We start from the raw sequence: 26,950 nt of genomic DNA, 5'->3' as shown, positions 1-26,950 counted from the left end.
AGCCAATGGCATACACCATTGGCTATTGTTTTATTTAAAGCGATAACTAATAAATTAGATTACTGCTTTTTCTACAACGCGAACTAAAGTCCAAGACTTAGTTTTTGAAATCGGGCGACATTCGCGAACTTCTACGACATCACCTAATTTCGCTTCGTTGTTTTCATCGTGTACGTGTAGTTTTGTTGTACGACGGATAAATTTACCGTATAACGGGTGTTTTACCTTACGTTCAATAGCAACAACAAAAGATTTATCCATTTTGTCGCTAACAACTTTACCTTGTACGCTACGAATATTATCAGTCATTACTCACCCGCCTTTTCGGTTAATACAGTTTTCACTTGTGCAATACTGCGACGCACTTGTTTTAACTGATGGGTTTGTTGAAGCTGACCGGTGGCTGCTTGCATACGCAATTTGAATTGCTCACCTAACAAGTTAACCAATTCAGCATTCAGCTCTTCAACAGTTTTTGTACGTAGTTCTTGAGCTTTCATTACATCACCGTTTTAGTTACGAATGTGGTCTTGATTGGCAATTTCGCTGCTGCAAGTGCAAATGCGTTTCTTGCTAATTCTTCAGACACACCATCCATTTCATAAAGTACTTTACCCGGCTGGATTAAAGCTACCCAGTATTCAACGTTACCTTTACCTTTACCCATACGGACTTCTAATGGTTTTTCAGTAATTGGTTTATCTGGGAATACACGGATCCAGATTTTACCTTGACGTTTAATCGCACGAGTCATCGCACGACGTGCTGCCTCAATTTGGCGAGCGGTTAAACGACCACGACCAACTGATTTCAAACCGAAGGTACCGAAGCTAACTTCTGTACCACCTGCAATTCCACGGTTACGACCTTTTTGGACTTTACGGAATTTTGTACGTTTTGGTTGCAACATTTAGCAATTCTCCTTACTTACGACCTTTACCACGTGGTTTTTTAGGCGTGGTAGGTTGTTGTTCTGGTTGTTGTTCAATTGCAGCCATTCCACCAAGAATCTCACCTTTGAAGATCCACACTTTAACGCCGATTACGCCGTATGTTGTGTGAGCTTCTGCAGTGTTATAATCGATGTCCGCACGCAGTGTATGTAATGGTACACGACCTTCACGATACCACTCTGAACGAGCAATCTCTGCACCACCTAAACGACCGCTTACTTCAACTTTGATACCTTTAGCACCTAAACGCATTGCGTTTTGTACTGCACGTTTCATTGCACGGCGGAACATTACACGGCGTTCAAGTTGTGAAGCGATGCTATCAGCAACTAATTTTGCATCTAATTCAGGTTTTTTCACTTCAGCGATGTTGATTTGTGCTGGAACACCTGCGATTGCCGCAACAGCGTTACGTAATTTTTCAACATCTTCGCCTTTTTTACCGATTACGATACCAGGACGAGCTGTGTGAATTGTTACACGAATACTTTTCGCTGGACGCTCAATAGTGATGCGTGAAACGGAAGCATTCGCTAATTCTTTATTTAAGAATTGACGCACTTTGAAATCGCCATCTAAGTTAGATGCGAAATCTTGTGTATTCGCAAACCAAGTAGAGCTCCAAGGCTTAACAATACCTAGGCGAATACCATTTGGATGGACTTTTTGACCCATTGCTATTCCTCTACTAAATTAACGATCTGACACAACCACTGTGATGTGGCTTGTACGTTTTAAAATACGATCTGCACGACCTTTAGCACGTGGCATAACACGTTTCATACTAGGACCTTCATCTACGAAAATCTTAGTCACTTTAAGATCATCGATATCTGCACCATCATTATGCTCTGCATTGGCAATCGCAGACTCAAGCACTTTCTTAACAAGCGATGCCGCTTTTTTGTTAGTGAAAGTTAAAATTTCTAACGCTTGATCTACTTTTTTACCACGGATTAAATCCGCAACTAAGCGAGCTTTTTGCGCTGAAGTGCGAGCGTAACGATGTTTTGCGATAGTTTCCATCTTTTACCCCTTACTTCTTAGCTTTCTTATCCGCAGCGTGTCCGCGGTAAGTACGAGTCGGTGCAAATTCACCGAGTTTATGACCAATCATTTCGTCCGATACATAAACTGGAACGTGCTGACGACCATTATGGACTGCGATGGTCAATCCGATCATTGAAGGAATGATCATTGAACGACGGGACCAAGTTTTAATTGGCTTTTTATCCCCGCTTTCCACCGCCTTCTCTACCTTCTTCAACAAGTGTAGGTCAAGGAAAGGACCTTTCTTGAGAGAACGTGGCATGGCTTATCCTCTTTAATTGATTAAAAAATTATTTACCACGACGACGTACGATGTATTTATCAGTACGTTTGTTATGGCGAGTTTTCTTACCTTTGGTTTGAACGCCCCAAGGAGTAACAGGGTGTTTACCGAAGTTACGACCTTCACCACCACCGTGAGGGTGATCAACAGGGTTCATTGCTGTACCACGAACTGTTGGGCGAACGCCTCTCCAGCGGTTAGCACCAGCTTTACCAAGAACGCGAAGCATATGCTCTGAATTGCCCACTTCACCGATGGTTGCAGAACATTCAGCTAATACTTTACGCATTTCACCTGAGCGAAGACGTAAAGTTACATAGTTACCTTCACGAGCAATAATTTGTACATAAGCACCAGCAGAACGTGCAAGTTGTCCGCCTTTACCTGGTTTTAATTCAACATTATGTACAGTTGAACCAACAGGGATATTACGCATTGGTAATGAGTTACCAACTTTAATAGGTGCGTTTACGCCTGCTTGGATTTGATCGCCTGCGCTTAAACCTTTAGGTGCTAAGATATAACGGCGTTCACCATCTTTATAAAGCACTAAAGCAATATTTGCACTGCGATTTGGATCATATTCAAGACGCTCAACAACCGCTGGGATATCTAACTTGTTACGTTTGAAATCGATTAAACGGTAATGTTGTTTATGACCACCACCGATATGGCGAGTAGTAATACGTCCTAAATTATTACGACCACCAGTTTTAGATTTGCTATCTAATAATGGTGCGTAAGGTTTCCCTTTATGTAATTCAGGGTTTACGATTTTAACAACGTGACGACGACCAGCGGAGGTCGGCTTACATTTTACGATAGCCATTTATTTCTTTCTCCTCCGTAATTACTCTGCACCTTCAACGAAGTCAAGTGATTGACCTTCTTGAAGAGTTACATAAGCTTTTTTCCAGTCACTGCGATGTCCCATCTTCGTACCACGACGTTTAGTTTTACCTTTAACTACAACAGTACGAACAGAATCTACTTTCACTTCAAATAATTCTGCAACAGCTTTTGCAATCTCTGCTTTGTTGGCATCTAAAGCGACTTTGAAAACGATGGTGTTTGACTTCTCAGCGTTATTTGTTGCTTTCTCAGAGACGTGAGGTGCTTTTAACACTTTTAGCAAACGTTCTTGTTGAATCATGCTAACATCTCCTCAATTTGTTTCACTGCATCAACAGTTAAAACCACTTTATCAAAAGCGATTAAACTTACTGGATCAATACCTTGAACATCACGTACATCTACTTTGTATAAGTTACGCGCTGCTAAGAATAGATTCTCATCTAAGTTTGCAGTGATGATAAGAGCGTCAGTTAACGCCATATCTTTTAATTTTTGAACTAAGGCTTTAGTTTTTGGTGCATCGATTTCGAATTTTTCAACAACAACTAAACGATCTTGACGAACAAGCTCAGATAGAATGCTTTTGATTGCACCACGGTACATTTTTTTGTTCACTTTTTGGCTGTGATCTTGTGGTTTCGCTGCGAAAGTTACACCACCTGAACGCCAAATTGGTGATTTCACATCACCAGCGCGAGCGCGACCTGTACCTTTTTGACGCCAAGGTTTTTTACCTGAACCAGACACTTCAGCACGAGTTTTTTGTGCGCGAGAACCTTGACGAGCACCTGCTGCATAAGCAACAACCACTTGGTGGATTAACGCTTCATTAAACTCACGTCCGAAGGTAGTTTCAGAAACAGTTAGTGCGTTTGCACCTACAACTTGTAATTCCATCTCTATCTCCTAGACTTATGCTTTAACTGCTGGTTTAACGATAACATCACTATTAGTTGCACCAGGTACAGAACCTTTAACTAATAATAAATTACGCTCAGCATCTACACGAACAACTTCAAGTGATTGAACGGTTACACGCTCAGCACCTAAGTGTCCAGCCATTTTTTTACCTTTAAACACACGACCTGGAGTTTGGTTTTGACCAATAGAACCAAGTACACGATGTGATAAAGAGTTACCGTGGCTTGCATCTTGAGTACGGAAATTCCAACGTTTAACACCACCTTGGAAACCTTTACCTTTAGATGTACCAGTAACATCAACTTTTTTAACATCTGCAAAGATGTCAACATTAATTTCTTGACCTAAAGTGAATTCTTCACCTTCAGTTGTACGAAATTCCCATAAACCGCGACCAGCTTCAACACCTGCTTTCACGAAATGGCCTGCTTCAGGCTTAGTTACACGGCTCGCTTTTTTAGAACCAGTAGTAACTTGAATTGCAGTATAGCCATCGTTTTCAAGAGTTTTAACTTGAGTTACACGGTTTGCTTGGATTTCGATAACAGTAACTGGTACAGACACACCATCTTCATTGAAGATACGAGTCATACCAACTTTACGACCGACTAAACCAATCATTGTCATAACCTCTTAATTAACCTAGGCTGATCTGCACGTCAACGCCGGCAGCCAAATCTAAACGCATTAATGCATCAACAGTTTTTTCTGTTGGTTCTACGATATCTACTAAACGTTTGTGTGTACGAATTTCGTATTGGTCACGAGCGTCTTTATTAACGTGTGGAGAAATCAACACGGTAAAACGTTCTTTACGCGTTGGTAAAGGAATTGGACCACGAACTTGTGCGCCAGTACGTTTAGCTGTTTCTACGATCTCCGCTGTAGATTGATCGATCAAACGATGATCAAAAGCTTTTAAGCGGATACGGATTCTTTGGTTCTGCATTAGACCAGAGCTCCAATAATTTTTAGCTAAAATAAAACTGACACCATCACCTTTCATAAACTTCATTGAAAGGGAAGTGCAGTAACCTAATATTATAGTCCCCCAATCGGGAACATTTTATGTATTACAAAATCTGTAACACGCCTTTAATAAATGATTACATCAAAGGGCTTTCTAAGAAAGCTTGTGGATTATACTTAGCTCAACTAGGAATTGCAACCTATTTCTCAGCAAAATCTGAAATTTAGTATTCCCACTTCTCAGGATTAATCCCTAGTTCACGCATAATATCTTTTGCCTGCTCAGGAATTTCATCGTGGCGTTCTTTTAACAAATCTTCATCGGTCGGTAATGGCTGCCCTGTAAATGCGTGCAAAAATGCCTCACACAATAACTCACTATTTGTTGCGTGGCGTAAATTTTTGAGCTGACGTCTTGTCCGCTCATTGGTTAAAATTTCCAGCACCTTAATTGGAATAGATACCGTAATCTTCTTTACTTGCTCACTCTTCTTACCGTGCTCTGCATAAGGGCTAATATATTTACCGTCCCAATTTGCCATAATGACACCTTAAATCTCCACAAAAATTGTGCTTATTCTAATGAAAAATTACTGAAATCACAATCTAGACATTAAGGCAGTTAGATCAGGCTGTATAAATAAAAGTATCAGGTTTCTACTTGTTCATGTTTTGTTTGCTGAGAAGTTGAATCAGAAGAGCTACTAAGTTCATTTTGTAATTTTCTTGCATTTTCATATGGGATATTATCTGATACGATTACCAAACCTAAAAATGAAAGACCTGTTCCCAGGATGGTAAGAATAATAGTATCTGCATTAGAGAGCTCTCCCCCATCAAAGAACATATTAAGAATAAAAACATAACAAAGCATAAAAATAGCTATCCCTAATACCCCCCACCCAAACAGATTATTGAACCAATAACCAAATCTATCTACTTTATTTATGCTTACTTCCATTTTCCCATCATCGCACAATTTTAAATACCTTGACATCTTTATTAATCTATTGAATGTATATTTCCTATCTAGACTATAATAAAGCTTAACTAAAGCCTCTATACGCCTAAACTCTGCTCTCACTTTCAATGATTTTGAGAGGGAATACTCTAGCCTTTTCTCACGGATTAGAGAACAAATTTCTGGATACCCCTCTGCTAAATTCAGACTGTCCTCAAATCTTTCCAATTTATTTCTTCTCAGATAAGAAATATATTCCTTTATATAGTCCATTTTAAATAAAATATGTATGATATATACAATAATCCCCAGAAAAACTATCGTGATTTCCTTATCCTGAATAAGTTTATGAAAAACATCTAATAGTTCTTTTAGTTCCATTATTCCTCCAATATAAAAAACACCGCACTTCAGTTTTACGCCCCCTAAGTGCGGTGTAAATTTTCGTAATTTTTATATGATTAAGCTTTTGGCCCTGCTGCGATTAAGGCTTTACCTTCTTCGTTGGTCGCATATTTTTCAAAGTTTTTCACAAAGCGGTTTGCTAAGTCTTCCGCTTTTGCTTGCCATTGTGCCTTGTCTGCATAAGTATCACGCGGATCTAAAATTGCAGGATCAACCCCTGGCAAAGCTTTTGGAATGGCTAAGTTGAAGATTGGCAACTCAGACATTTCCGCTTTATCAATTGAGCCATCTAAAATTGCGTCAATAATGCCACGAGTATCTTTAATTGAGATACGTTTGCCTGTGCCGTTCCAACCTGTATTCACAAGGTAGGCTTCTGCGCCAGCGGCTTCCATACGTTTCACTAATACTTCTGCATATTGCGTTGGGTGAAGTGATAAGAATGCCGCGCCAAAACAGGCTGAGAAAGTTGGCGTTGGCTCAGTAATACCACGTTCTGTTCCCGCTAATTTTGCGGTGAAGCCAGATAAGAAGTAGTATTTCGTTTGCTCTGGCGTTAATTTTGCCACTGGCGGTAACACACCGAACGCATCAGCCGTTAAGAAGATCACTTTTTTCGCGTGGCCTGCTTTAGAAACTGGTTTTACAATGTTTTCAATGTGGTAGATTGGGTAAGAAACACGGGTATTTTCGGTTTTTGAACCGTCATCATAATCCACTGAACCATCTGCACGCACCACCACGTTTTCTAACAAGGCATCACGTTTAATCGCACGATAAATATCTGGCTCGCTTTCTTCAGAAAGTTTGATGGTTTTCGCATAGCAACCACCTTCGTAGTTGAATACTCCGTCATCGTCCCAACCGTGTTCATCATCACCGATTAATTGGCGTTTTGGATCCGTTGAAAGGGTGGTTTTACCTGTGCCTGATAAGCCGAAGAACACCGCAACATCACCATCTTCACCCACGTTCGCGGAACAATGCATTGATGCAATACCTTTAAGCGGAAGGAAATAGTTCATCATTGAGAACATACCTTTTTTCATTTCGCCGCCGTACCAAGTACCACCGATTAATTGAATACCTTCTGTGATGTTAAACGCCACAAAGTTTTCAGAATTTAAGCCTTGTTCTTTCCAATTTGGATTGGTTACTTTTGAACCATTCATTACCACAAAATCAGGCTTGAAGTTTTCTAATTCTGCCGCTGACGGACGAATAAACATATTAGTTACAAAGTGCGCTTGCCACGCCACTTCTGTAATAATACGCACGGCTAAGCGAGTATCTGGGTTCGCACCACAGAATGCGTCCACCACAAATAGACGTTTGCCTGAAAGCTGTTTAGTCACTAACTCTTTTAAACTTTGCCAAGTGGCTTGGTTCATAGGCTTGTTATCGTTTTTCGCCGCATCGCTTGTCCACCACACGGTATCTTTGGTTTTCTCATCTAATACGATGTATTTATCTTTCGGTGAACGACCTGTGAAAATCCCTGTATCCACCGCAACAGCACCAGATTGGGTAACCGTTCCTTTCTCAAAGCCTTCTAAACCTTCCTTAGTTTCTTCCTCAAAAAGCTGCTCATAACTTGGGTTATACACCACATCTTTTACATCATAAATACCCAAGTTACCCAATTCTGCCACTAGTTTTTTTACGTCAGTCATAAGATATACCTCAATTAAGTTAATATTAAAAAAGATAGCGGTATTCTATGTGAAGTACGAAAAAAAAAATGTTAGGTAGATCTCAAAATCAGAAAAAAACCATTCCATTACTCAAAATAGTTAAGTTTTGTGATGTGAATCAAGGAAAAGAGAGCGGGAAGAGAAATAAAAAAGCACGAACCGAAGTTCGTGCTAATCAAATTATTGTGCGGAATCACGCAATTTTTCAATGGCTTCTTTATTAAAGAAATAATGCGTGCCACAACATTCGCATTGCATATCGATGCTGCCGTTGTGTTCGGCGAGAATTTCGTCAATTTCGTTTTCTGGTAATAATAGCAATGCACCGCCTGAGCGTTCTTGGGTGCAACCACAGAAAAATTCCACATTTTGTGCAGGGTAAATTTCCACGGTTTCTTCGTGATATAAACGGTAAAGCATTTCCTCTGCGCTTAGGCCAAAGATTTCTTCATCTTTTACCGTCGCCGTAAGAGTAGCAAGATGCTCAAAATCCCCTTCTTCGCCCACGCCATCTGGCATCACTTGCAATAACATTCCTGCTGCCACAGGTTCGCCATTAAATTCGCCTGTACGGATAATTAACTGGGTTTGCAACTGCTCAGAACGCACGAAATAATCTTCTAAACATTCCGTAATCGTTGGTTTATCTAAACCAATCACGCCCTGATAACGCTCGCCTTCATTTGGCGTGATGGTGATCACTAATACCCCTTTGCCAATCATTTCGCTTAGGTTCATATCATCACGCACTTCCCCTTGTAAACGGGCTAGCGCACGCATTTTTTGATCATCAGAACCATTCACTAAAGCCAAAGAGAGCGGGCCGTCCCCTTGAATTTGCACGGTAATGCTGCCGTTAAATTTTAGCGTTGCGGTTAAAAGACTGGTCGCCACCATCATTTCGCCCAATAAATTTTGCACCACTTTCGGATAATGATGGGGGTTTAAGGTGTCTTTAAAACTTTGGTTTAAGCGTACCCATTCACCGCGTACAGCACGGTTTTTAAATAGATAACGGTAAAGTTTGTCGTTGTCTGCTTGATATGTCATTTTGTCCTCAATAAATCTTTAGGTTACGCCATTTGCTGAGTGGATTAAGAAAAGAATAGATTTCACCTTTAGGAATATGTTCCCCACGATGCTCACACTCAACTTGGCAATGGGCTTAATATTGGGACGATTTTGCCGATCACAAGATCAATCCTGATATTTAAACTTAAGCAAATCTCGTCGCTCTTTTTTATTTGGACGGCGTTCAGGATTTGGCATTGAAAGAGCATTATTTTTACGCGCAATCGCCCATTTCTCCCGCTTCTCCACACTTTGCGCTGTTTCTTGATACAACAACTGCGCCTCTGGTGCGCCGCGGCGTTGGGTGGAAAGAGCAAGCACTTGCACTTCTTTTTCCTCATTGCCTTGGCGTAATTTAATCAACGCTCCCACTTCCACCGTTTTATTCGGCTTGGTACGCTGGTTGTTATAATGCACCTTACCGCCGTCAATCATTTCTTTCGCAATGGTGCGAGTTTTATAAAAACGTGCCGCCCACAGCCATTTGTCCAAGCGAACCTCATTATCTTCTTTATTATCTCGTTGCTTTGCAGAATTTTTTGCCATTTTGCTTTTTCCTCTTATTTTTAAAGTGCGGTAGTTTTTTCCGTATTTTATGCCATTAGGCAAGATTTAGACAAAAATTTGATCCGATCTAACAAAATTCAGATAGAATGAAGCATTTTCATAACTAAATTGAGGAAAATTATGCAAACGACAATACCAAATTCGCCCAGTTTAAAAGAGCTAACCTTTCGGGGAATGCTCTTAGGGGCGTTAATTACGGTGATTTTCACCGCATCAAATGTTTATCTTGGGCTAAAAGTAGGGCTAACTTTTGCCTCTTCAATTCCAGCCGCCGTGATTTCAATGGCGGTGCTGAAAATGTTTTCGGGTTCAAATATCTTAGAAAATAATATGGTACAAACCCAAGCCTCCGCAGCAGGTACACTTTCTTCGGTGATTTTTGTGATCCCGGGTTTGTTGATGATGGGCTATTGGCAAGATTTCCCTTTCTGGCAAACCTTGTTAATTTGTGCCGCGGGGGAATTTTAGGGGTGATTTTCACCGTGCCATTACGCCAAGTGATGGTAGCGAAAAGTGATCTGCCTTATCCAGAAGGCGTTGCCGCCGCGGAAATTCTCAAAGCCGGCAACCACGAAGAAGGAAAAGGCGATAGCGGCATTAAAGAGATCGCAACAGGTGGTGTGATTGCCGCTGTGGTGAGCTTTGCCACTAACGGTTTACGCCTGATTGCCGATGGCACAAGCCTATGGTTTAAAGGAGGAAATGCCGTTTTCCAAGTGCCAATGGGCTTCTCTCTTGCCTTATTAGGGGCGGGTTATTTAGTGGGAATTGTAGGGGGTATCGCCATTTTAGTGGGAATTTTCCTCACTTGGGGCGTTGCAGTGCCTTATTTCACTAGCACCTCGCCAATGCCTATGGACGCCGATATGGTGAACTATGCAATGGGCATTTGGAAAAGCAAGGTGCGCTTTATTGGCGTGGGAACCATCGGCATTGCAGCAATTTGGACATTGCTGGTGTTAATGAAACCAATGATCCAAGGAATGGCGCAATCTTTCCGCGCATTAAAAGATCCCTCTGCGCAAACCAATGATCGCACACAGCTTGATTTATATCACAATCGCCGCAATCGCCTTGATTATGGTGGCACTTCACCACTTCATTGCGCAAGCACCGATTGCCACAGAATATGCCTTATTATTCGTCATTGTGTGTACCTTTTTAGCTGTGTTTATCGGCTTTTTCGTTGCCGCAGCCTGTGGTTATATGGCAGGGCTTGTAGGATCATCATCTAGCCCAATCTCAGGCATTGGGATTATTTCCGTGGTGCTAATTTCCCTCACTTTAATGCTATTAGGCAAAATCACGGGCTTAATCGACAGCACGGAAGGAATGAAATTTTTAACCGCACTCACCATTTTCTCCGGCTCGATTGTGGTTACCACCGCGGCTATTTCCAATGATAATTTGCAAGATTTAAAAACAGGATTACTGGTTCACGCTACCCCTTGGTGTCAGCAAGTGGCATTGATTATTGGCTGTGTGGTCGGTGCCTTAGTGATCGCACCGGTGCTAGAAATTCTGTATCACGCTTATGGCTTTACAGGAGCATTGCCGCGTGCCGATATGGATCCAAGCCAAGCCCTTTCGGCCCCACAAACCACTTTAATGACCACCATCGCAACGGGCATTTTCTCCAGCAATTTAGAATGGCGTTATATCTTTATGGGGATCGGATTAGGCTTAGCCCTCATCATCATTGATACGCTATTGAAAAAAGCCAGCCAAAATCGCTTTGCCCTGCCTGCCCTCGCTGTGGGAATGGGGATTTATTTACCTCCAGTTGTAAATATGCCTATCGTCATTGGTGCGGTACTGTCTTGGTTTATTAATCGACACTTAACGACTTCTGCACAACGCAACGGCAAAAATGTTGATGATGTGAAGAAAAAAGCAGAACGCTATGGCACGTTATTTGCGGCGGGTTTAATCGTAGGGGAAAGCTTAATCGGCGTGATTCTCGCCTTTATCATCGCTGCCTCTGTGACTTCTGGTGGCTCAGACGCGCCGCTTGCGCTTTCATTAGAAAACTGGGACAGCACCGCCGAATGGCTAGGTTTAACGGTGTTCCTTGCTGGCGTGGTGATTTACGCCCTTCGTGTATTGCGTGCGAAAAAAGACTAAAAATTACACCGCACTTTAATATCTCATTATTTTGTGAATAATAAAGGGGCAATTGCCCCTTTTTCTTTTCCCACTTTCACCCTTGCCTTTACTCCCCCCTTTGCTATACTTTGTGCCATTGTTTCATCACTTGGGCGGCCACTTTGTTATTCGATTCTTCTTTACTGCAATCCGTGTTGGTAATTGCTGAGCAGGCGGGCGGTCATCTTAATCGTTTTTATGGAAAAAATATCCGTCCGCAGCTCAAGGCAGATAACACGCCGGTTACCGAAGCGGATCTTTTTGTCAGCCAATTTTTAATTGAAAAACTCACCGCCTTAACGCCCGAGATTCCTGTTTTATCGGAAGAAAATTGCAAAATTCCCTTTGCTGAACGGAAACAGTGGCAAACATATTGGCTGGTCGATCCCTTAGATGGTACGCAACAATTTATTAATCGCACTGGGAATTTTTCTGTTTTAATTGCCTTGGTGCATCAACATCGCCCGGTGCTTGGGGTGATTCATTCACCGCAATCACAGCATACCTATTATGCGCTACAAGGCGCAGGGGCATACAAAAAAACGCCGCAAAAAACCACCGCACTTGAAAAACAACCTGTTAATCTTAACCACCCTATTCGCATTGCCGTTGGCTCATATTCCGCAAAAAACAAAGTACGGTCGATTTTAAATCCAAATTTTCAATACGAGTTTCAGATTATCGGCTCGAGCGGCATTAAAAGCGCCTTGGTGGCAGAAGGCACGGCAGATTGTTATGTGCGCTTAGGGGAAACAGGCGAGTGGGATACCGCCGCGGCAGAAATTATTTTAGCGGAAATGGGCGGCAAAATTTTTGATCCGCATTTCCAGCCACTCACTTATAATCAGCGGGAAACCTTGGTGAACCCTGATTTTGTGATGGTGGCAGACGCGCAGTTAAACTGGCACAACATCTTTCAATTTAATTAATGAGAACTATTGGTAATTTGCCAAATTTGGGCATATTATTACCACTCTTTTAAAAATGGATAGCAATCATATGACAAACCTCAACGCAGAAAAAAACTGTATCGTGATTTTTGGGGCTTCGGGCGATTTAACCCACCGTAAATTAATCCCCGCACTGTACAATTTATATAAACTCGGGCGTTTAGCGGAAGATTTTTCCGTGCTAGGCGTAGCAAGAACAGAAATGACCGATGAGCAATTCCGTGAAAAAATGCGTCAGGCATTGATCAAAACGGAAAAAGCGGAAGGCGAGATGCTTGAGCATTTTTGTAGCCATCTGTATTACCAAACCATCAACACTTCTGATGCGAAAGATTATGGCAAACTGGTGCCGCGTTTAGCAGAATTACACGAAAAATATCACACCGAAGGCAACACGCTTTATTATATGTCCACACCGCCAAGCCTCTATGGAGTGATTCCAGAATGCCTTGCTGCACACGGTTTAAATACCGAAGAACAGGGCTGGAAGCGTCTAATCGTGGAAAAACCTTTTGGTTACGACATTAAAACAGCCAAAACCTTAGATATTCAAATCCACCGTTTCTTTGAAGAGCATCAAATTTACCGTATCGACCATTATCTTGGTAAAGAAACCGTGCAAAACCTGTTGGTGTTGCGTTTTTCTAACGGCTTATTTGAACCTTTATGGAACCGCAACTTCATTGATTATATTGAGATCACTGGGGCTGAAAAACTTGGTGTAGAAGAGCGTGGTGGCTATTATGACGGTTCTGGCGCAATGCGTGATATGTTCCAAAACCACTTATTGCAAGTGTTGGCGATGATCGCAATGGAACCGCCTGCGATTATTAACGCCGATTCAATGCGTGATGAAGTGGCGAAAGTGCTACATTGCTTACACCCATTAAGCGAAGAAGACGTGAAAAACAATCTCGTACTCGGGCAATACACACGCGGTTTCATTGATGGCAAAGAAGTGAAAGGCTATCTTGAAGAAAAAGGCGTGCCGCCAGATTCCAATACGGAAACCTATATGGCGTTGCGTTGCGAAATTGACAACTGGCGTTGGGCGGGTGTGCCATTTTATGTACGTACCGGAAAACGCTTACCTGCACGCGTAACAGAAGTGGTGATTCATTTTAAAACCACACCACACCCAGTATTCAGCCAAAATGCGCCAGAAAACAAATTGATCATTCGCATTCAACCTGATGAAGGCATTTCAATGCGTTTCGGCTTGAAAAAACCAGGTGCGGGCTTCGAAGCCAAAGAAGTGTCAATGGATTTCCGCTATGCGGATCTAGCGCAACCAAGTTTATTAAGCGCTTACGACCGTTTATTGCTTGATGCAATGAAAGGTGATGCTACCCTATTCGCGCGTACTGATGCCGTACACGCCTGCTGGAAATTTGTGCAGCCGATTTTGGATTACAAAGCCGCGCGCGGCCGTATTTACGATTACGAAGCCGGCACTTGGGGGCCAACAGAAGCGGATAAACTGATTGCTCGCACAGGGCGCGTTTGGCGTAAACCAAGTGGTTTAATGAAGAAAAAAGTCTAACCCAATCCCCCCGCTCTTACGGGAGCTAGGGGATCTTCGGAGAACAGAATGAACAACGTTATTTTTGAAAATGCACAAAGTGCGGTGGAAAAAATCGCTGAAGAACTCAAGCAATACAGCCTTGAAGGTCGTCCTGTGCATATTTCACTTTCAGGCGGCAGCACTCCAAAACTTTTGTTTAAAACCTTGGCAGCCGCACCGTACAACCAAGCTATCCAATGGAAAAACTTGCATTTCTGGTGGGGCGATGATCGTATGGTTGCCCCTTCTGATCCGGAAAGCAATTATGGCGAAGTGCAAAAATTATTGTTCGATCATATTGAAATTCCAGCAGAAAACATTCACCGCATTCGTGGTGAAGCCCCGGTGGAGCAGGAACTCGCGCGCTTCCAAAATGAACTGGCAGAAGTCGTGCCGAACGGAGAATTTGATTGGATTATTTTAGGAATGGGCGCAGACGGGCATACCGCCTCATTATTCCCACATCAAACCAATTTTGATGACGAGAATTTAGCGGTGATCGCCAAACACCCAGAAACAGGGCAAGTGCGAATTTCCAAAACTGCCAAATTGCTTGAGCAAGCTAAACGCATTACCTATTTGGTAACCGGTGCGGCAAAAGCGGAAATTTTAAAAGAAATCCAAAGCACACCGGCGGAAAATCTGCCTTACCCCGCGGCGAAAATCAAAGCAAAAAATGGCGTAACGGAATGGTATTTGGATAAAGACGCGGCGAAGTTGTTGTAATAAAATGAAAGTGCGGTGATTTTTTTAGGAATTTTTATTGGGAAAATAAATGGAACAACTGGATCTTTCAGCGTTAGAAAAAGCGTTTAACTCACTTGAAATGACCTTAGCCAAACTGGCGGATAAGCAATGGTTTGCCACACAAGAAAACATTGTGCAAGACACCCTTATCGCTGGTTGCATTCAAAAATTTGAATTTGTTTATGAGCTAAGTATCAAGATGATGAAACGCCAATTAAAGCTGATCGCCGAAGCTCCCGATGAAATTGACAGTGCAGATTTCCGTGATATTTTGCGTTTGAGTGCCAAAGCAGGCTTGATTGAGCAAGTGGAGGATTGGCTGCTCTATCGTAAAATGCGAAACATCACCTCGCACACTTACGATCAAAATAAGGCTCAGCAAGTTTATGAACAAATGATCGGCTTTTTAGCTTCTGCCAAAAACTTGCTCAGCCAGTTACAACAGCGTAATAACGATGATTGATATTCAACCCCAACATCTTGAAATTGTGGAAAAAATCCTCCGCACTTATTTGAGTGAATATGAAGTGCGAGCTTTTGGCTCAAGAGTAAAAGGCACGGCTCGCCCTTTTTCAGATCTTGATTTGGTGGTAATGACAACACAGCCCCTTTCTTTAAGAACGCTATGTGAAGTCGAAAATGCGTTTTCAGAAAGTGATTTACCTTGGCAAGTGGATATTGTGGATTGGGCTACAACATCGGCAGAATTTCAGCAAATTATTTTGCAGAAATCGGAAATTATTCAAGCAGGAGATAAAAAATAGAATGCTCATTCTCGCAACGCTCTTACTTTATTTCGTTGCTATAGAGCATTTTTATATTCTTTATTTAGAAATATTTGCCATTGAAAGCAAGAGTGCAAAACGAATTTTTAACCTTGAAGAGCGTTTTATCACTCAAAAGAAAGTGAAAGTCTTGTTTGCCAATCAAGGGCTATATAACGGTTTCCTTGCCGCAGGGTTGATTTTCGCTCAGCTCACTCAAAATGTGGCAATGATTTATTTCTTGCTAGGTTGTATCATTCTTGCAGCCATTTTTGGTGCCGCAACAGCAAGAAACCACAGTATTTTAATCAAGCAGGGATTACCTGCAATCTTAGCTTTCATTGCTTATATATTAAGCTAGGAAACATATAAAACAATTTTCGCAATGATTACACAGGAGAAAACAATGTCAGTAAAAGGCGATATCGGCGTTATCGGTTTAGCGGTAATGGGACAAAACTTAATTTTAAATATGAACGACCACGGCTTTAAAGTGGTGGCGTATAACCGTACCACTTCAAAAGTGGACGAGTTCTTAGAAGGGCCAGCGAAAGGCACAAATATTATCGGTGCCTATTCCTTAGAAGATCTGGCAAACAAATTAGAAAAACCACGCAAAGTAATGTTGATGGTGCGTGCGGGTGAAGTGGTTGATCAGTTTATCAACGCTTTACTACCTTATTTAGAAGAAGGCGACATCATTATTGATGGTGGAAACTCAAACTATCCAGACACCAATCGTCGCGTGAAAGAATTGGCGGAAAAAGGCATTCGCTTTGTGGGTGCTGGCGTATCTGGCGGTGAAGAGGGAGCAAGACACGGGCCTTCTATTATGCCGGGTGGTAACGCAGAAGCTTGGCCTTATGTAAAACCTATCCTACAAGCGATCTCTGCCAAAACAGACAAAGGCGAACCTTGCTGTGATTGGGTTGGTCAAGAAGGTGCGGGCCATTTCGTGAAAATGGTGCATAACGGCATTGAATACGGCGATATGCAACTTATCTGTGAAGCCTATCAATTCTTAAAAGACGGTTTAGGCTTAAGCTATGATGAAATGCAAAAAATCTTCGCTGAATGGAAAAAAACCGAGCTGGATAGCTATTTAATCGACATCACCACCGATATTCTTGGTTATAAAGATGCCGATGGCGAACCATTGGTAGAAAAAATCTTAGACACCGCAGGACAAAAAGGGACAGGTAAATGGACGGGGATCAACGCCCTCGATTTCGGTATTCCATTAACCTTAATCACCGAATCTGTGTTTGCCCGTTGCGTGTCTTCATTTAAAGATCAACGTGTTGCCGCAGCAAAATTATTCCACAAAACCATTCAACCCGTGGAAGGGGATAAACAAGTTTGGATCGAAGCAGTACGCAAAGCCCTGCTTGCGTCAAAAATTATCTCATACGCACAAGGCTTTATGTTGATCCGTGAAGCATCAGAAAACTTTGGTTGGAACATTAACTACGGCGCAACGGCCTTATTATGGCGTGAAGGTTGTATCATTCGTAGCCGTTTCTTAGGCAATATTCGTGATGCTTATGAAGCTAACCCAGATCTGATTTTCTTAGGCTCAGATCCATACTTCAAAAACATCTTGGAAAATGCCTTGGGCGATTGGCGTAAAGTGGTAGCGAAATCCATTGAAGTGGGCATTCCAATGCCTTGTATGGCCTCTGCCATCACTTTCTTAGATGGCTACACCTCAGCAAACTTGCCTGCTAATCTTTTACAAGCACAGCGTGATTATTTCGGTGCGCACACCTATGAACGCAAAGACAAACCACGCGGTGAGTTCTTCCACACCAACTGGACAGGACGCGGCGGTAACACAGCATCAACTACTTATGATGTGTAATTAAACTAACAAGCGATGGGGGTTCTCATCGCTTTTTTGCATAACATAAAGTGCGGTGTAAAATTTCGCACTTTTTCCATTTATAAAAAATAGGAGTCATAAAATGAAAAAAGAGAATCCCGTAGAATGCGTAGGCTGCAACACCTTTGATGTTGGCACTATTATCGACAACAGCAACTGCACCAGCCACGTTGAACGTGTTTATGCCACAGAAGCCGAGGCTGATCTTGCCTTACAAGAATTCACCCAAAAAGCACGTGCTGCTGAAACCGATCCCTGCCAAATTCAAGCAGAAATTATCCCAGTTGAAAATCGCTTCTTGCTAAAGGCAGATTTCACCTTTAGTTGCCAAGCAGAATCATTAATTTTTGAATTAGGATTACGTTAATAAAAGAGTGAGAGTGAATACTCTCACTTTTTGCATAGAAAAAGTTTGAAAATATAATCAGCTCAAAGAGGAGAACGGTTTAAGCCCATCTTTATTGAGGAGAGACTTCAATTTCTGCCACAGGAAAAGCTGGTGACAATTTTGCTGGCATCACAGCAGGTGCAAAAAACCACAATAATTTAGGTGATGTTCGTACTGCTTCGTTTTCTTGACAAGGTGCCAATCTATAATCACTATGACTTTTTCCAGCACTCAAGCACGTATTGGTACGCATTGATTTAATCTCAACAGCACCTAACTCAGTAGGTATAATCTTCCAAAGGGATCCCGTATCTTTGGCATCACAGCTGGCGGAAATTAATCTATTTTGTATGGTATAAAGACAGCGATTTAATCCTGGCACTTTAAATTGTGTCATACCAGCCTGTTTGAGAATCGTATCCGAAGCTAACACTTCACGAATAATCCATTGTAAATTTCGGTCATCATTATATTGCCCATTCTTGAGTGGAACCCCAGTTTCTATACTTCGCAATGAAATCAATGGATCCACCTGTTCCATATCATCTACAAAATCCGCTTCAGCATCAGCCTCACTAAGTGGGGCAATAACAGTAAAAATCAGTAAAATACCCATTTTTAATAATTTGTGAACAACAATCATAATATTTCCTTAGCGTGGTACGAAAAAACCGACCGGACGATGATCAGAAAGCAACTGGCTGCGTATTTGACCAAATAAAATTGAAGCAATAATCGCAGTACCAGCAAAGCTGGCAGAATTTCCAACTACCCCATAATCTAATGTGCCTCCACTTTGTTGAGTCGGAGCAGTAGGCGCAATAATATTAATATGTCGGGCTATTCCAGGTTCTGTGGTTTCTAAAGTACGCTGTAAATTAGAAGGAACACGATTAAAGTCCCCCACAATCATCCAATTCACCGCTCGCTGTTCAGGTCGATTATTAAAATAATCAAAAACTGACCGCACAATTGCAGCGGAATCAGCCCCACGACTTGCTAGCGCATGCACGGAGAAAAAAGCATCATTACCAATTCGAATACCAATAATTGGACGCGATACCACCGTTGGTGGAGGAATAATAATCACTTCATCCGCCTGTCTTCTCGTGATAATGGCAAGATTAACGCGATTAGCCCCCACATCGACACGAGAATAATAAATAAAAACGTTATCTGGACGCGAAGCTGTACCTAAATTCCAAGTATATTCATGAATAGGAATACCTATCGTTGATGGTTGAACCATTCGACTCGTTATCACGGCTGAACTAGGCAATACCCCTGCCTCTTGAATAGCTAAAATATCTGCCGCACCAGCTCCGGTTATCAACTGTCGAACACTCACATTCCATTTATTTTCATTTGCTGCTGAAGAACCTTGCAAATTCCATGTTGCAACTTTGAAATCCTCAAGCTTAGCCATGGTTTGCATACTAGTGAGTAACATACTCACCGAAAAAAAGATTTTTTTCCACATAAATTCGCCCCTTATTTAGAACTTGGAATCGGATATGAATCAAGAATAGGCGGAATAATAAACCATTGTTGATCGATGGTCGTTTGTTCTCCAGATAAGCATTTCGTAAAAGTAATTGGCATATAGACTATTGAACGTTTCATCGGAATACGTAAACATTCCTGATTAGCCGCATTTTTTAATGCTACGGCACCATTAGTTAATGGTAATAAATCAAATTGTTGACTTAAACTATTTGGATTACACCCTGTATGGATAATGCCCGTTTTATAAGCACTAATACAAGTATTAGTTCTCACATTACGAAATGACACTGAACCATTTGCATTTTTCAATATGTACCAATTTCGTAAATTGCCAAATGTCTTTGAATCAAACGGAGAATACCCCCATAGCCAATTATTTCGTGCAATAGCCCACACCGTAATAATCCCAGAAGCATTGTTCATAATACTTATCATCGGATCACCTTTTATCGCAGCACTCACCGATATCGTGGAGCGATTTTCCTGAAGGTCACCAACAACTTGACCAACTTCTCCAGGTGGGGTAGGATTATCCGTCAGTGAATTGTTAGTGGTATCCTCCGCATTTGTCTGGCTACAGCACATTGTTAGCAAACAAGTACTATAAATAATATAACGTCTCATAAAAATTCTCTAATACGGATAATATGCAAACTAATGATTGTGGGCTAATATACGCAAAATACTTTTTTTCTTCAAACTAAAAAATCAATAATTATTTATTTACTGATATAAATCATTATTTATATCAATTTATTTAATTATACAGAGGCATTCAAATTTCACTCAATAGTACTGGCCGCCCCTCTTCCAAAGATTTTTTCGCAGCTAAGGCAATCCGCACAGGTTGTAAACCATCATTACCATTGACTAATGTTGGTTTATCATTCACCACAGAATCTACGAAACATGCCATTTCATCTGCGAAAGATTGCATATAACGCTCTAAAAAGAAGTATTTCGGTTTTTCTGAGATAACACCGGCTTCACTAGAGTATATCGCTGTAGAATCAGTATCATTACGCGTTTGCACCGCACCTTTCGATCCAAATACTTCAGCGCGTTGATCATAGCCATAAACGGCTTTACGGCTGTTATCAATCACGCCAATGGCACCATTAGCTAATTTCAAGGTGATTACGGCAGTATCAATATCCCCAGCTTCACCAATAGCAGGATCAACGAGCACTCCACCTACTGCATAAACTTCTGTTACTTCACTGCCTGAAAGATAACGGATCATATCAAAGTCGTGGATTGTCATATCAAAGAACATTCCACCTGATACTTTAACGTATTCGATCGGGGGGGCAGCAGGATCTCTTGAGGTAACGCGAATTAAATGAGGCTCACCAATATCTCCTGCTACAACACGTTGTTTTATGGCTTTAAAGTTATGATCAAAACGACGGTTAAATCCCACTTGGAATTTCACACCGGCCTTTTCTACTTCTTTAAGCACTTCTTGAATGCGTTCCACGTTCGCATCAATTGGTTTTTCGCAAAAAATATGCTTACCTGCCCGCGCTGCTTCAATAGAAATTGGGGCGTGAGTGTTGGTTGAAGAACAAACTAACACAGCGTCAATTTCAGGATCTTGCAGAATCTTTTGGTAATCATCATAGACATTTGGAATACCTATTTCTTTTGCCCATTGCTGAAGTTCATCAGTGACACGAATATCAGAAATAGCTTTAATTTCTGCTCCTTTAACATATTTGCTGATGCTTTCAGAATGTACGCGACCAATACGCCCAGCACCGATAATACCTACTTTAATCATATTAAACTCCTGCTACATCTTTAATATATTTACGACCTTTCACTGCATATTCAAATGGATTGGCGACAGCAGGATCTTGTTCTGCTTCTACCACCATCCAGCCTTTGTAATTATGTCTATCTAAGATTTCAAAGATAGGTTTAAAATCAATCACGCCATCACCGGGTACAGTAAATGTCCCTTTTTTCACGCCCTCTAAAAAACTTAGATTTTTCGACCGCACTTCATTAACTACATCATCGCGAACATCTTTCAAGTGAACGTGAATAATACGATCAATATATTTTTCTAGTACATCAAGCATTACCTGTTGAGAGCCTTCGGAATAGTACAGATGACCTGAATCAAATAAGAGATAAACATCATCATTTACCACCGACATATAACGATCGATTTCCTCTGGTGTTTGAATCCCTGTTCCCATATGGTGATGTAAGCACACGCGCATTCCTTTTTCAGCGGCTAATTTGGCTAATTCATTATAACCCTCTGCCAATAGTTGCCATTCTGCATCAGTGAAAACGGTTTTCTCATTAAAAATTGATTTCGGCAATCCTTGAATACTGCGGCTTTGTTCGGAACAACCGATCACTTTCGCTCCCATCGCATGTAAAAAATCACGATGTTTAATAAAATCTTGCAGTGTTTGCGCTTTTTTTCCGTCCACGAAGAAAGTGCTAAACCAAGCATTACAAATTTCTATGCCTCGAACATCAAGCTTGTGTTTCAATACTTCAACATCGCGCGGGTATTTGTTTCCTACTTCACAGCCGGTATAGCCTGCCAGCGCCATTTCACTCACACATTGCTCAAAAGTATTTTCAGCACCTAATTCAGGTAAATCATCGTTTGTCCAGCCAATAGGTGCAATCCCTAATTTTACATTTTCAGCTTTCATAATTTTTCCTTCTTAAACAATGAATAATTAATAACGTCTTGCTTCATTTATGCGTTTCACCGCATTTTCATAAGCCTGTTGAACTCGTTCTTTTTCGGAAACTTCTGCTACTCCAACGTGCCACCAACTGCCATAAGAATGCACCATTGTTTTCGGCAACACTTTCACATCAATTAGCGTAGAGACAGATTGTTTTTTCGCATCTTGCAACGCTGCGACTAACTCTTCCTCTGTGGTTACACGATAGGTCTTACACCCATAAGAAGCCGCATTCATTGCAAAATCTACTGGAACAAAAGCGCCATTGAGCTTGTTCGTATCGGCATTTCTGAAACGGAATTCTGTCGCAAAGCTATCCATACCGTGTCCAATTTGAAGATTGTTGATACAGCCGTTGGTCATATTATCAAATAATATGACATTAACTTTTTTACCTTCTTGAATAGAAGTAACCAATTCAGAATGGAGCATCATATAGGAGCCATCACCTAACAGTGCATAAACTTCTCGTTGTGGCTGAGCTAATTTCACCCCAAGCGCCGCATTCACCTCATAGCCCATACAAGAATAACCATATTCTAAATGGTAAGTATTCACACCTTTCGATTGCCATACCCGCTGCAAATCACCAGGTAAACTTCCCGCCGCCCCAACAATCACATCATTTTCACCTAATGTTTCATTAAGAATGCCAAGTACCCGGCTCTGAGTTAAACGTGAATTTGTCAGCCTAATAAATTCTTCAAACACTGCTTCACAATTTAAGTTATCGTCTACTTCTGGTACAAAATCATTTTCGCTATAAGACAGGTGATAAAGACGATCCAGCTCTTTTTCAAACTGTTGTTTGGCTTGAGAAATTTCTTCTCCCCAAGCACTTTGATAACCTGTCGATGCGAGAAGTGCGGTCAATTTTTCTAAAGTTTCTTTCGCATCTGCGGTGATTTGTACCCCATCTAATTTATAAGCATCAAAACGAGAAACATTGATGTTGAGATATTTCACTTCAGGGTGCTGGAAAATCCATTTCGAAGACGTGGTAAAATCTGTATATCTTGTTCCTACACCAATAATCAGATCGGCTTCTTTGGCAAGTAAATTGGCGGACAAACAACCAGTTTCACCAACGCCACCAACATTCAAATAATGGGAAGAAACCACCGCACTTTTACCTGCTTGCGTCTCCGCAAAAGGAATATTATAAATTTCAGCAAAGGCTTTTAATTGCTCCGCAGCCTCTGAATAACGCACCCCACCACCACAAATAATGAGTGGTTTTTTCTTTGATTGGATTAACGCCAAGGCATCTTGCAACATTGGCTCTGTCGGCAATGTACGCTCAATGCGATGAATACGCTTTTCTAGGAAAGATTCCGGAAAATCATAAGCCTCCCCCTGCACATCTTGCGGTAACGCAATCGTTACCGCCCCAGTTTGCGCAGGATCGGTCAGCACACGCATAGCATTAATACAAGCTGTCATTAATTGCTCCGGACGGCTGACTCGATCCCAATATTTACTCACCGCACGGAAGGCGTCATTGGTACTAATGCTTAAATCATAAGGTTGCTCAATTTGTTGTAACACAGGATCAGGCTGACGTGTTGCAAACACATCACCTGGTAATAAAAGTAAAGGGATACGGTTGGCTGTTGCCGTTGCCGCCGCGGTAATCATATTCGCCGCACCAGGCCCCACAGAAGATGTACACGCATAGATTTGCTTACGCAATTTCTGTTTAGCAAAACCGATGGCAACGTGCGCCATTCCTTGCTCATTACGTCCTTGCCGAACGACTAAATCGCCTAAATTTTGCTCAAGTGCTTGCCCTAATCCCAGCACATTTCCGTGTCCAAAGATCCCAAAGATACCTTCAATAAACTTCGTCACCTTGCCATCAAATTCAACGTACTGATTATCTAAGAATTTTACTAAGGCTTGCGCAACTGTAAGTCTGACTGTTTTCATCTTTCTCTCCTCGTTACCCTAAAAACGAATTTCTGCATTATATAATCACACTTTTATTTCAAATAAAACAAAAATGAAAAATAAATTTCATTTTTGTGGCAGGGATCAAATTTTGAGAAAAAAGAGTTGAAAAATCTAGCAAGCATTACGCTAAAAATAACAACAAAAACAACTCAGAATAAATCAAATACTTTATATACAGACAAAAAAAACCTTGAGCCAAAACTCAAGGTTTTTATCAAGATAAAGTGCGGTGGAAAATTATAAAATTTCTTTCGCTTTAGCCACCACGTTTTCTACGGTGAAGCCGAAGAGTTTGAATAATTCACCAGCAGGAGCGGATTCGCCGAAGCTGTTCATTCCCACAATGCGTCCGCCGAAGCCAACGTATTTGTACCAAAACTCGCTAATGCCCGCTTCAACTGCAACACGTTTGGTTACGCTGCTTGGCAATACGCTTTCGCGGTAGGCTTCATCTTGTTTGTCAAACACGTTTGTGGAAGGCATTGATACCACACGGATTTTTTTACCTTCTTGACGAAGTTGCTCCGCCGCTTTCATCACTAATTCTACTTCAGAACCCGTTGCGATAAAGATTAAATCTGGTGTACCTTCACTATCGGTTAAGATATAACCACCGCGCGCCACATCAGCCAATTGTGCAGGGGTTCTGTCCATTTGAGTAAGATTTTGACGACTGAAAATCATCGCACTCGGGCCATCTTTACGCTCAACCGCTGCTTTCCACGCAACCGCTGATTCCACTTGGTCACACGGACGCCACGTTTCTAAATTTGGAATTAAACGTAATGACGCCGTTTGCTCCACAGGTTGGTGTGTCGGGCCGTCTTCCCCTAAGCCGATAGAATCGTGGGTATAAACGAAAAGCACGCGTTGTTTCATTAACGCCGCCATTCTCACTGCATTATGGGCATATTCCATAAACATTAAGAAGGTTGCGCCATAAGGAATGAAACCACCGTGTAAGGCAATCCCGTTCATAATGGCAGACATACCAAATTCACGCACGCCGTAGTTGATGTAGTTACCATCTTGATTTTCTGTCGCACGAATAGGGCGAGAACCTGACCATAAGGTTAAGTTTGAGCCTGCTAAATCTGCCGAACCACCTAAAAACTCTGGCAATAATGGGGCATAGGCTTCAATGGCATTTTGTGATGCTTTTCGGCTTGCGATGCTTGCTGGATTGGCTTGTAATTTTTCAACAAATGCTTGGCTTTCTTGCGCCCAATTTGCTGGCAATTCACCACTTAAACGGCGTTCAAGCTCTGCACTTAATTCTGGATAGGCTTGGCTATATGCTGTCCATTTTTCATTCCACGCTTGTTCTGCTTGTTTGCCTTTTTCTTTGGCGTCCCATTGCGCATAAATTTCCGCAGGGATTTCAAATGGTGCATAGTTCCAACCTAAGTTTTTACGCGTTAAAGCGATTTCTTCATCACCTAATGGCGCACCATGACTGTCGTGTGAGCCGGCTTTGTTTGGTGAGCCAAAACCAATGGTGGTTTTGCAGATAATCAAGGTTGGACGCGCTTTTTCTGCTTGCGCTTGTTTAATAGCTTCCGCAATGGCTTCTGGATTATGTCCATCAATTTGACCAATCACTTGCCAGTTATAGGCTTCAAAACGTTCTTTGGTGTTATCGGTGAACCAGCCGTCCACTTCACCATCAATAGAAATATTGTTGTCATCATAGAACGCAATTAATTTGCCTAAGCCTAAGGTGCCCGCTAATGAGCAAGCTTCGTGGGAAATCCCTTCCATTAAACAACCATCGCCTAAGAAAGCGTAAGTGTAATGGTCGATAACCTCGTGGCCTGGGCGGTTAAATTGTGCCGCTAAGGTTTTCTCGGCAATCGCCATTCCTACCGCGTTGGTAATGCCCTGACCTAATGGCCCTGTAGTGGTTTCCACACCGGGTGCATAGCCATATTCTGGGTGGCCTGGAGTTTTGGAATGTAATTGACGGAATTGTTGTAAATCTGAAATGGTTAAATCATAGCCCGTTAAATGTAAAAGGCTGTAAATTAACATTGAACCGTGTCCATTTGATAACACAAATCTATCGCGGTTTGACCATTTTGGATTGGTTGGATTATGCACTAAAAAATCACGCCATAATACTTCTGCAATGTCCGCCATTCCCATCGGCGCGCCCGGATGCCCTGATTTGGCTTTCTGCACTGCATCCATACTTAAAAAACGAATGGCATTCGCTAATTCTCTTCGAGTTGACATTTTTGTTCTCCTAATTATCAAATGTAAAACTGAACTCTGGCTATTCTACCCGATTTATTATGAAAAAATAGCAATTAATTTGATTAGTTTTTCTAGGTTTTATCGTGATTCAAAAAGAAACCAAACATTACTGCTTGGTTTCTCTATCTATTGTTTTCTCTACTGCCCATAATACGCATTCTTACCGTGTTTACGGAGATAATGTTTATCCAATAATTCTTGCGGCATTGGCGTTAAATTCGGGTTGAGTTGGCGACTGAATAAATTCATATAACCAATTTCTTCTAACACCACCGCATTATGTACGGCATTATCTGAGTCAGTTCCCCAAGCAAAAGGGCCGTGGGAATGGACTAATACAGCAGGG

32 protein-coding genes and 1 pseudogene are annotated in these 26,950 nt (G+C 41.6%); 9 read left to right on the top strand and 24 right to left on the bottom strand.

Going from position 1 to position 26,950, the window contains the following annotated elements:
- Positions 1–54 precede the first annotated feature (54 nt).
- From rpsQ to hslR, 16 genes are all read right to left on the bottom strand, one after another.
- Entirely contained in the window at positions 55–309 is a 255-nt protein-coding gene (gene rpsQ, locus ACNAV8_RS08165) for a 30S ribosomal protein S17 (RefSeq protein WP_017805231.1), read from the bottom strand.
- Positions 309–500: a 50S ribosomal protein L29 gene (gene rpmC, locus ACNAV8_RS08160; protein WP_017805230.1), complete on the bottom strand. Its 192-nt coding sequence runs from the start codon at positions 498–500 to the stop codon at positions 309–311. The genes rpsQ and rpmC overlap by 1 nt, the downstream gene beginning before the upstream one ends.
- Positions 500–910, bottom strand: coding sequence for a 50S ribosomal protein L16 (gene rplP, locus ACNAV8_RS08155; RefSeq protein ID WP_103855067.1), 411 nt, complete (start codon positions 908–910; stop codon positions 500–502). The genes rpmC and rplP overlap by 1 nt, the downstream gene beginning before the upstream one ends.
- Before the next feature lie 13 nt (positions 911–923).
- Positions 924–1,628, bottom strand: a complete 705-nt coding sequence (gene rpsC, locus ACNAV8_RS08150) for a 30S ribosomal protein S3 (RefSeq protein ID WP_103853557.1) — start codon at positions 1,626–1,628, stop codon at positions 924–926.
- A gap of 18 nt (positions 1,629–1,646) precedes the next feature.
- Entirely contained in the window at positions 1,647–1,979 is a 333-nt protein-coding gene (gene rplV / locus ACNAV8_RS08145) for a 50S ribosomal protein L22 (protein WP_017805227.1), read from the bottom strand.
- Between the two features lie 10 nt (positions 1,980–1,989).
- Entirely contained in the window at positions 1,990–2,265 is a 276-nt protein-coding gene (rpsS, locus tag ACNAV8_RS08140; RefSeq protein ID WP_005539416.1) for a 30S ribosomal protein S19, read from the bottom strand.
- A 28-nt stretch (positions 2,266–2,293) separates the two neighbouring features.
- Positions 2,294–3,115, bottom strand: coding sequence for a 50S ribosomal protein L2 (gene rplB / locus ACNAV8_RS08135; protein ID WP_103853556.1), 822 nt, complete (start codon positions 3,113–3,115; stop codon positions 2,294–2,296).
- Positions 3,116–3,136: 21 nt separating this feature from the next.
- Positions 3,137–3,439 (bottom strand): 50S ribosomal protein L23, encoded by a 303-nt coding sequence (rplW, locus tag ACNAV8_RS08130; protein WP_035687397.1) that lies wholly within the window; start codon positions 3,437–3,439, stop codon positions 3,137–3,139.
- Positions 3,436–4,038 (bottom strand): 50S ribosomal protein L4, encoded by a 603-nt coding sequence (rplD, locus tag ACNAV8_RS08125; RefSeq protein ID WP_103853555.1) that lies wholly within the window; start codon positions 4,036–4,038, stop codon positions 3,436–3,438. The genes rplW and rplD overlap by 4 nt, the downstream gene beginning before the upstream one ends.
- A 15-nt stretch (positions 4,039–4,053) precedes the next feature.
- A complete protein-coding gene (gene rplC, locus ACNAV8_RS08120) occupies positions 4,054–4,683 on the bottom strand; it encodes a 50S ribosomal protein L3 (RefSeq protein ID WP_035687403.1) in 630 nt (209 codons plus the stop codon).
- A 16-nt stretch (positions 4,684–4,699) separates the two neighbouring features.
- Positions 4,700–5,011 carry a 30S ribosomal protein S10 gene (rpsJ, locus tag ACNAV8_RS08115; RefSeq protein ID WP_001181005.1) on the bottom strand — a complete coding sequence of 104 codons (312 nt, stop codon included), beginning with the start codon at positions 5,009–5,011 and terminating at the stop codon, positions 4,700–4,702.
- A gap of 244 nt (positions 5,012–5,255) precedes the next feature.
- Positions 5,256–5,573, bottom strand: coding sequence for a met regulon transcriptional regulator MetJ (gene metJ / locus ACNAV8_RS08110; protein ID WP_103853554.1), 318 nt, complete (start codon positions 5,571–5,573; stop codon positions 5,256–5,258).
- Between the two features lie 107 nt (positions 5,574–5,680).
- Entirely contained in the window at positions 5,681–6,373 is a 693-nt protein-coding gene (locus tag ACNAV8_RS08105) for a hypothetical protein (RefSeq protein ID WP_103855068.1), read from the bottom strand.
- 80 nt (positions 6,374–6,453) lie between these two features.
- The gene (gene pckA / locus ACNAV8_RS08100) at positions 6,454–8,070 is read right to left on the bottom strand and encodes a phosphoenolpyruvate carboxykinase (ATP) (RefSeq protein ID WP_103855069.1); all 1,617 of its coding nucleotides are present in this window, start codon (positions 8,068–8,070) and stop codon (positions 6,454–6,456) included.
- 201 nt (positions 8,071–8,271) lie between these two features.
- Entirely contained in the window at positions 8,272–9,141 is an 870-nt protein-coding gene (gene hslO / locus ACNAV8_RS08095) for an Hsp33 family molecular chaperone HslO (protein WP_103855070.1), read from the bottom strand.
- A 147-nt stretch (positions 9,142–9,288) separates the two neighbouring features.
- Positions 9,289–9,708 carry a ribosome-associated heat shock protein Hsp15 gene (gene hslR, locus ACNAV8_RS08090; protein WP_126370754.1) on the bottom strand — a complete coding sequence of 140 codons (420 nt, stop codon included), beginning with the start codon at positions 9,706–9,708 and terminating at the stop codon, positions 9,289–9,291.
- Positions 9,709–9,849: 141 nt separating this feature from the next.
- Here hslR and ACNAV8_RS08085 point away from each other — a divergent pair.
- The 9 genes and pseudogenes from ACNAV8_RS08085 (at position 9,850) to ACNAV8_RS08045 (ending at position 18,148) form a co-directional block, all read left to right on the top strand.
- Positions 9,850–11,853, top strand: a pseudogene (locus ACNAV8_RS08085) (OPT family oligopeptide transporter).
- Between the two features lie 143 nt (positions 11,854–11,996).
- The gene (gene cysQ / locus ACNAV8_RS08080; protein ID WP_103855223.1) at positions 11,997–12,803 is read left to right on the top strand and encodes a 3'(2'),5'-bisphosphate nucleotidase CysQ; all 807 of its coding nucleotides are present in this window, start codon (positions 11,997–11,999) and stop codon (positions 12,801–12,803) included.
- A 70-nt stretch (positions 12,804–12,873) separates the two neighbouring features.
- Entirely contained in the window at positions 12,874–14,367 is a 1,494-nt protein-coding gene (gene zwf, locus ACNAV8_RS08075; protein WP_103855224.1) for a glucose-6-phosphate dehydrogenase, read from the top strand.
- 48 nt (positions 14,368–14,415) lie between these two features.
- Entirely contained in the window at positions 14,416–15,114 is a 699-nt protein-coding gene (gene pgl, locus ACNAV8_RS08070; protein ID WP_410683569.1) for a 6-phosphogluconolactonase, read from the top strand.
- Positions 15,115–15,163: 49 nt separating this feature from the next.
- Complete coding sequence (locus ACNAV8_RS08065; RefSeq protein WP_103853546.1) at positions 15,164–15,598, top strand: nucleotidyltransferase substrate binding protein; 435 nt, start codon at positions 15,164–15,166, stop codon at positions 15,596–15,598.
- A complete protein-coding gene (locus tag ACNAV8_RS08060) occupies positions 15,591–15,899 on the top strand; it encodes a nucleotidyltransferase family protein (protein WP_103855225.1) in 309 nt (102 codons plus the stop codon). Before ACNAV8_RS08065 ends, ACNAV8_RS08060 begins: the two co-directional genes overlap by 8 nt.
- Before the next feature lies 1 nt (position 15,900).
- Positions 15,901–16,260, top strand: coding sequence for a DUF1304 domain-containing protein (locus ACNAV8_RS08055; protein ID WP_103855226.1), 360 nt, complete (start codon positions 15,901–15,903; stop codon positions 16,258–16,260).
- Positions 16,261–16,305: 45 nt separating this feature from the next.
- On the top strand, positions 16,306–17,760 hold the full coding sequence (gene gnd / locus ACNAV8_RS08050; protein WP_103855227.1) for a decarboxylating NADP(+)-dependent phosphogluconate dehydrogenase: 1,455 nt from the start codon (positions 16,306–16,308) through the stop codon (positions 17,758–17,760).
- Between the two features lie 103 nt (positions 17,761–17,863).
- The gene (locus tag ACNAV8_RS08045; RefSeq protein WP_415777544.1) at positions 17,864–18,148 is read left to right on the top strand and encodes a YfcZ/YiiS family protein; all 285 of its coding nucleotides are present in this window, start codon (positions 17,864–17,866) and stop codon (positions 18,146–18,148) included.
- 91 nt (positions 18,149–18,239) lie between these two features.
- On the opposite strand, the gene ACNAV8_RS08040 is transcribed toward ACNAV8_RS08045, so the two are convergent.
- The 8 genes from ACNAV8_RS08040 to ACNAV8_RS08005 form a co-directional block, all read right to left on the bottom strand.
- Positions 18,240–18,812 (bottom strand): RICIN domain-containing protein, encoded by a 573-nt coding sequence (locus ACNAV8_RS08040; RefSeq protein ID WP_103855229.1) that lies wholly within the window; start codon positions 18,810–18,812, stop codon positions 18,240–18,242.
- Between the two features lie 9 nt (positions 18,813–18,821).
- Positions 18,822–19,649: a cytolethal distending toxin subunit B family protein gene (locus ACNAV8_RS08035; protein ID WP_415777543.1), complete on the bottom strand. Its 828-nt coding sequence runs from the start codon at positions 19,647–19,649 to the stop codon at positions 18,822–18,824.
- An 11-nt stretch (positions 19,650–19,660) separates the two neighbouring features.
- Entirely contained in the window at positions 19,661–20,299 is a 639-nt protein-coding gene (locus ACNAV8_RS08030) for an RICIN domain-containing protein (protein WP_103855230.1), read from the bottom strand.
- Positions 20,300–20,450: 151 nt separating this feature from the next.
- Positions 20,451–21,458 (bottom strand): inositol 2-dehydrogenase, encoded by a 1,008-nt coding sequence (gene iolG / locus ACNAV8_RS08025; RefSeq protein ID WP_415777542.1) that lies wholly within the window; start codon positions 21,456–21,458, stop codon positions 20,451–20,453.
- Position 21,459: 1 nt separating this feature from the next.
- Complete coding sequence (gene iolE / locus ACNAV8_RS08020) at positions 21,460–22,356, bottom strand: myo-inosose-2 dehydratase (protein WP_415777541.1); 897 nt, start codon at positions 22,354–22,356, stop codon at positions 21,460–21,462.
- A gap of 27 nt (positions 22,357–22,383) precedes the next feature.
- Complete coding sequence (iolD, locus tag ACNAV8_RS08015; protein WP_415777540.1) at positions 22,384–24,324, bottom strand: 3D-(3,5/4)-trihydroxycyclohexane-1,2-dione acylhydrolase (decyclizing); 1,941 nt, start codon at positions 24,322–24,324, stop codon at positions 22,384–22,386.
- A 261-nt stretch (positions 24,325–24,585) separates the two neighbouring features.
- Positions 24,586–26,583 carry a transketolase gene (gene tkt / locus ACNAV8_RS08010; protein ID WP_415777539.1) on the bottom strand — a complete coding sequence of 666 codons (1,998 nt, stop codon included), beginning with the start codon at positions 26,581–26,583 and terminating at the stop codon, positions 24,586–24,588.
- Positions 26,584–26,742: 159 nt separating this feature from the next.
- A partial coding sequence (locus ACNAV8_RS08005) for a class II aldolase/adducin family protein (RefSeq protein WP_415777538.1) occupies positions 26,743–26,950 on the bottom strand: 208 nt, incomplete at its 5' end.

Origin of the sequence: Avibacterium endocarditidis (assembly GCF_965138825.1) — a bacterium.
GTDB classification, from domain to species: Bacteria; Pseudomonadota; Gammaproteobacteria; order Enterobacterales; family Pasteurellaceae; genus Avibacterium; species Avibacterium endocarditidis.
Note: the sequence above shows the minus strand (reverse complement) of the source record. Positions and strands in the feature narration are given on the sequence as shown.